At 34.6% G+C, this 3,858-nt stretch carries 4 protein-coding genes and 1 pseudogene; 3 read left to right on the top strand and 2 right to left on the bottom strand.

All coding sequences use genetic code 11. The features are described 5' to 3' along the window. Positions 1 to 432 precede the first annotated feature (432 nt). The 3 genes and pseudogenes from AFK68_RS06785 to AFK68_RS43345 form a co-directional block, all read left to right on the top strand. A pseudogene (locus AFK68_RS06785) lies at positions 433 to 1,694 on the top strand (DEAD/DEAH box helicase family protein); the annotation flags it as partial. A 1-nt stretch (position 1,695) separates the two neighbouring features. Continuing rightward, a partial coding sequence (locus AFK68_RS06780; protein ID WP_210407271.1) for a helicase-related protein occupies positions 1,696 to 2,636 on the top strand: 941 nt, incomplete at its 5' end. A gap of 352 nt (positions 2,637 to 2,988) precedes the next feature. Beyond that, positions 2,989 to 3,123: a hypothetical protein gene (locus AFK68_RS43345; RefSeq protein WP_256386506.1), complete on the top strand. Its 135-nt coding sequence runs from the start codon at positions 2,989 to 2,991 to the stop codon at positions 3,121 to 3,123. A gap of 139 nt (positions 3,124 to 3,262) precedes the next feature. Here the strand turns inward: AFK68_RS43345 and AFK68_RS06770 are convergent, their stop codons facing one another. Further along, a complete protein-coding gene (locus tag AFK68_RS06770) occupies positions 3,263 to 3,487 on the bottom strand; it encodes a type II toxin-antitoxin system HicA family toxin (RefSeq protein WP_094672105.1) in 225 nt (74 codons plus the stop codon). Then, on the bottom strand, positions 3,484 to 3,699 hold the full coding sequence (locus AFK68_RS06765; protein WP_094672104.1) for a type II toxin-antitoxin system HicB family antitoxin: 216 nt from the start codon (positions 3,697 to 3,699) through the stop codon (positions 3,484 to 3,486). Before AFK68_RS06765 ends, AFK68_RS06770 begins: the two co-directional genes overlap by 4 nt. Positions 3,700 to 3,858 lie beyond the last annotated feature (159 nt).

Here is a 3,858-nt window from a genome sequence, read left to right as displayed (position 1 = left end):
GTTTATTTATTTTCTGGAGATGTCTAACATTTGATTAGGATAGGAGGAATCAAAAGCAAATAATCGATATACAACCTAAAGAGCAAAACTTTCGACTTTCCCTTTTTATCTATTTCAAATTTTGGATTTCATAAGCAGAACCGAATTTTAAAGTTAGTGTTCTTAAATTAAAATTCAATCTACTTTTAAATTTATCTTTTTCCTTCCTTTTATCCTGGTTCGACGAATTAAAGTATAAGTAGTCGTGCTTTTAGGAATTTGCTAGTTGAGAGAGTGAATAGGGAATAGGGAATAGGTATGGAGGGAGAAAGAATTGATAACTTATGGATAAGATTGGAGATGTGTAATTTATTTTGCATAAGCACGCTTTGTGTAATTTATTTTGCATAAGCACTTACCATTAATAATGATACAATTGATTCTGAGATTATTATGGAAAAATTTTGTTTACAAGCTCCTTTTAAAGCTACTGGCGACCAACCTCAAGCGATCGCTCAATTAACTACCAATATCCAAGCTGGACATAATTTGCAAACATTACTAGGAGCTACTGGTACGGGTAAGACTTTTTCTATAGCTTCTGTAATTGAAAATGTTGGTAGACCAACCTTGGTGTTGGCTCATAATAAAACATTGGCTGCTCAATTATGTAATGAGATAAGAGATTTTTTCCCTGATAATTCTGTGGAATATTTTATTAGTTATTATGACTATTATCAGCCGGAAGCTTATATTCCGGTGACGGATACATATATAGAAAAAACTGCTTCTATTAATGATGAAATTGATATGTTGCGTCACTCTGCAACTCGGTCTCTTTTTGAACGCCGAGATGTAATTGTTGTGGCTTCGATTAGTTGTATTTATGGTTTAGGAATTCCGGCAGAATATTTAAAAGCAGCTATTCCTTTGCGAGTAGGAGAAGAAGTTGATCAACGACAAATTTTGAGAGATTTAGCGACAGTTCAATACACCAGAAATGATTTAGATTTAGGTCGAGGAAAGTTTAGAGTTAAGGGCGATGTTTTGGAAATAGGACCTGCTTATGAGGATAGAATTATTCGGGTAGAATTTTTTGGGGATGAAATAGATGCTATTCGTTATATTGACCCTGTAACTGGAAAGATTATCCAAAGTTTGGAGTCTTTGAATGTATATCCGGCGCGTCACTTTGTTACTCCTGAAGAAAGATTGGAAGAGGCTTGTAATGATATTGAAGTGGAATTAGAAGAGCAATTAGAAGAATTAGAAAAAACAGGAAAATTGTTAGAAGCTCAACGTTTGGAACAACGTTGTAGATACGATTTAGAAATGTTGCGGGAGGTGGGATATTGTAATGGAGTGGAAAATTATTCTCGGCATTTAGCAGGTAGAAAAGCGGGGGAACCGCCGGAATGTTTGATTGATTATTTTCCGAAAGATTGGTTATTAATTATTGATGAATCTCATGTGACTGTTCCGCAAATTCGAGGAATGTATAACGGAGACCAAGCTAGGAAAAAAGTTTTAATTGAACATGGATTTCGTTTGCCTAGTGCAGCAGATAATCGACCTTTAAAATCTGATGAATTTTGGCAAAAAGTTAATCAATGTATTTTGGTTTCTGCTACTCCGGGAAATTGGGAAATAGAAAAGTCTGAGGATAGAATTGTTGAGCAAATTATTCGTCCGACTGGTGTTGTTGACCCGGAAATNCTAGGAAAAAAGTTTTAATTGAACATGGATTTCGTTTGCCTAGTGCAGCAGATAATCGACCTTTAAAATCTGATGAATTTTGGCAAAAAGTTAATCAATGTATTTTGGTTTCTGCTACTCCGGGAAATTGGGAAATAGAAAAGTCTGAGGATAGAATTGTTGAGCAAATTATTCGTCCGACTGGTGTTGTTGACCCGGAAATTTTTGTGCGTCCGACTGAAGGTCAGGTTGACGATTTATTAGGAGAAATTAGGGAAAGAGTTAAGTTGGAGGAGAGGGTTTTAATTACTACTTTAACTAAGCGGATGGCTGAAGATTTGACTGAATATTTGCAGGAGCAAAATGTGAAGGTTCGTTATTTGCATTCGGAGATTAATTCTATTCAGAGAATTGAGATTTTGCAGGGGTTGAGAGAGGGAGAGTTTGATGTTTTAATTGGGGTGAATTTATTAAGGGAAGGTTTGGATTTACCAGAGGTTTCTTTAGTAGCTATTTTAGATGCGGATAAGGAGGGATTTTTACGAGCGGAACGTTCTTTAATTCAGACTATTGGTAGAGCAGCGCGTCATGTTCGGGGTCAAGCTATTTTATATGCTGATAATTTGACAGATAGTATGATTAAAGCCATAGATGAAACTGAAAGAAGGCGAGGAATTCAGTTGGCATATAATAAGATGAATAATATTACACCGAAGCCTATTGTTAAAAAACAAAGTAATTCTATTTTGGCGTTTTTGGATGTTTCGCGCCGTTTAAATTCTCAACAGTTAGAAGAGGTTTATGAACAGGTGGATGAATTGTCTTTGGATGATGTTCCAGAGTTGATTAAAAAGTTAGAAACTCAGATGAAAGAAGCAGCGAAAAATTTAGAATTTGAAGAAGCAGCTAAATTGCGGGATAGAATTAAATATTTGCGGGATAAATTAGTAGGTAATTCGTAAACATTCAGAGTCCAGTAGTGGCTTGTTTCATCTTAAATGGTGCATTAGATGGGGAGTGTGGGGAGGGTGGGGAGAAAAAGACACCTAGAAACAAAAATCTATTGCAAAGTTTTAGATGAAACAGTCCAGTAGGGTGTGTTAGCGGAGCGTAACGCACCATTTTAGATGTGGATAGTTAGTCACATTATTGGGGGGCGGGTTTATTTGACTAAATGTGAAAACTCGTTAATTTAACTGAGAAACCCACCCCTACTATATGATTTTTAAATGAATAGTGGTGCGTTACGGCTAGCACCTAACGCACCCTACTAAACCTAAAATTTAAGTATTTGTAATCTTGAAAATAATAATCATGCTATCTATTGATGAACTAATAAAAGAAGCTTTATCTCTATCAAATAGACAGAGAGCTTTTTTGACAGAAAAACTGGTAGAAAGTTTAGAGTTTGATATAGATGAAAAAATTCAAAAAGCTTGGATGAGTTAAGCTAAAAAACGTCGAGATGAAATTTATAATGGTAATGTATTGCCCATATCAGGAGAAGAAACTTTAGCTGAGGTGAGGAAAGTTTTAGAGCAATGAAATATGTTTTTCATTTTATACAAATTCGGGTAAAGTTGCCTGGCTATAATAAATCAATAAATTCATAAATACTTAACTCACAATCTCGTAAAATCTTAGCAAATAATCCTTTTCCAATGGTTTCTTTTCCATGAACAGGAATAACAGTTCTTCTACCATCGGGATGAATTAAAAAATGATGACTTCCTTTAATTCTAGCAACAACAAAACCTGCTTTTTTTAAAGCTGAAATTATTTCCTTTCCGGTAACTGCTGGAATATTACTCATTGCTGAATTTCTACTCGTTGTACACCTACAAACTCTAATGGTTCAAATTCTTCGCTCTCTATTTCCAAACAAAGTTCAATAGCTTCTTGAATGCGTTCTATTAATTCATCATAACTTTTTGCTTGTGTATGACATCCTTTTAATGCGGGAACCGATGCAACTAAATAACCATCTGCATCTTTTTCGATAATGACATTAAAATATTTTCTCATTCGTTATTTCTCCTCGTTCAATTTTTATAGTTTATCTTGTTGAGTTAATAAATCGGCATATTCATTAATTCCATCTTCGGCAAGTTGACAATCTTTTTCTGCAAATTCTTGATAAAGTTTGGGCAAGTTGAGAATTCATTCTAATATTTATTGATATAT

This window comes from Hydrocoleum sp. CS-953 (genome assembly GCF_002260545.1).
GTDB lineage: Bacteria > Cyanobacteriota > Cyanobacteriia > Cyanobacteriales > Microcoleaceae > Trichodesmium.
The sequence above is the reverse complement of the archived record's forward strand: the minus strand, read 5'-3'. Positions and strand labels throughout refer to the sequence as shown.

What these genes read in the sequence shown, in the direction of transcription:
- AFK68_RS06765 (WP_094672104.1), bottom strand. Translation starts at nt 3,699, where the DNA reads ATGAGAAAATATTTTAATGTCATTATCGAAAAAGATGCAGATGGTTAT.
- AFK68_RS43345 (WP_256386506.1), top strand. Translation starts at nt 2,989, where the DNA reads ATGCTATCTATTGATGAACTAATAAAAGAAGCTTTATCTCTATCAAAT.
- AFK68_RS06770 (WP_094672105.1), bottom strand. Translation starts at nt 3,487, where the DNA reads ATGAGTAATATTCCAGCAGTTACCGGAAAGGAAATAATTTCAGCTTTA.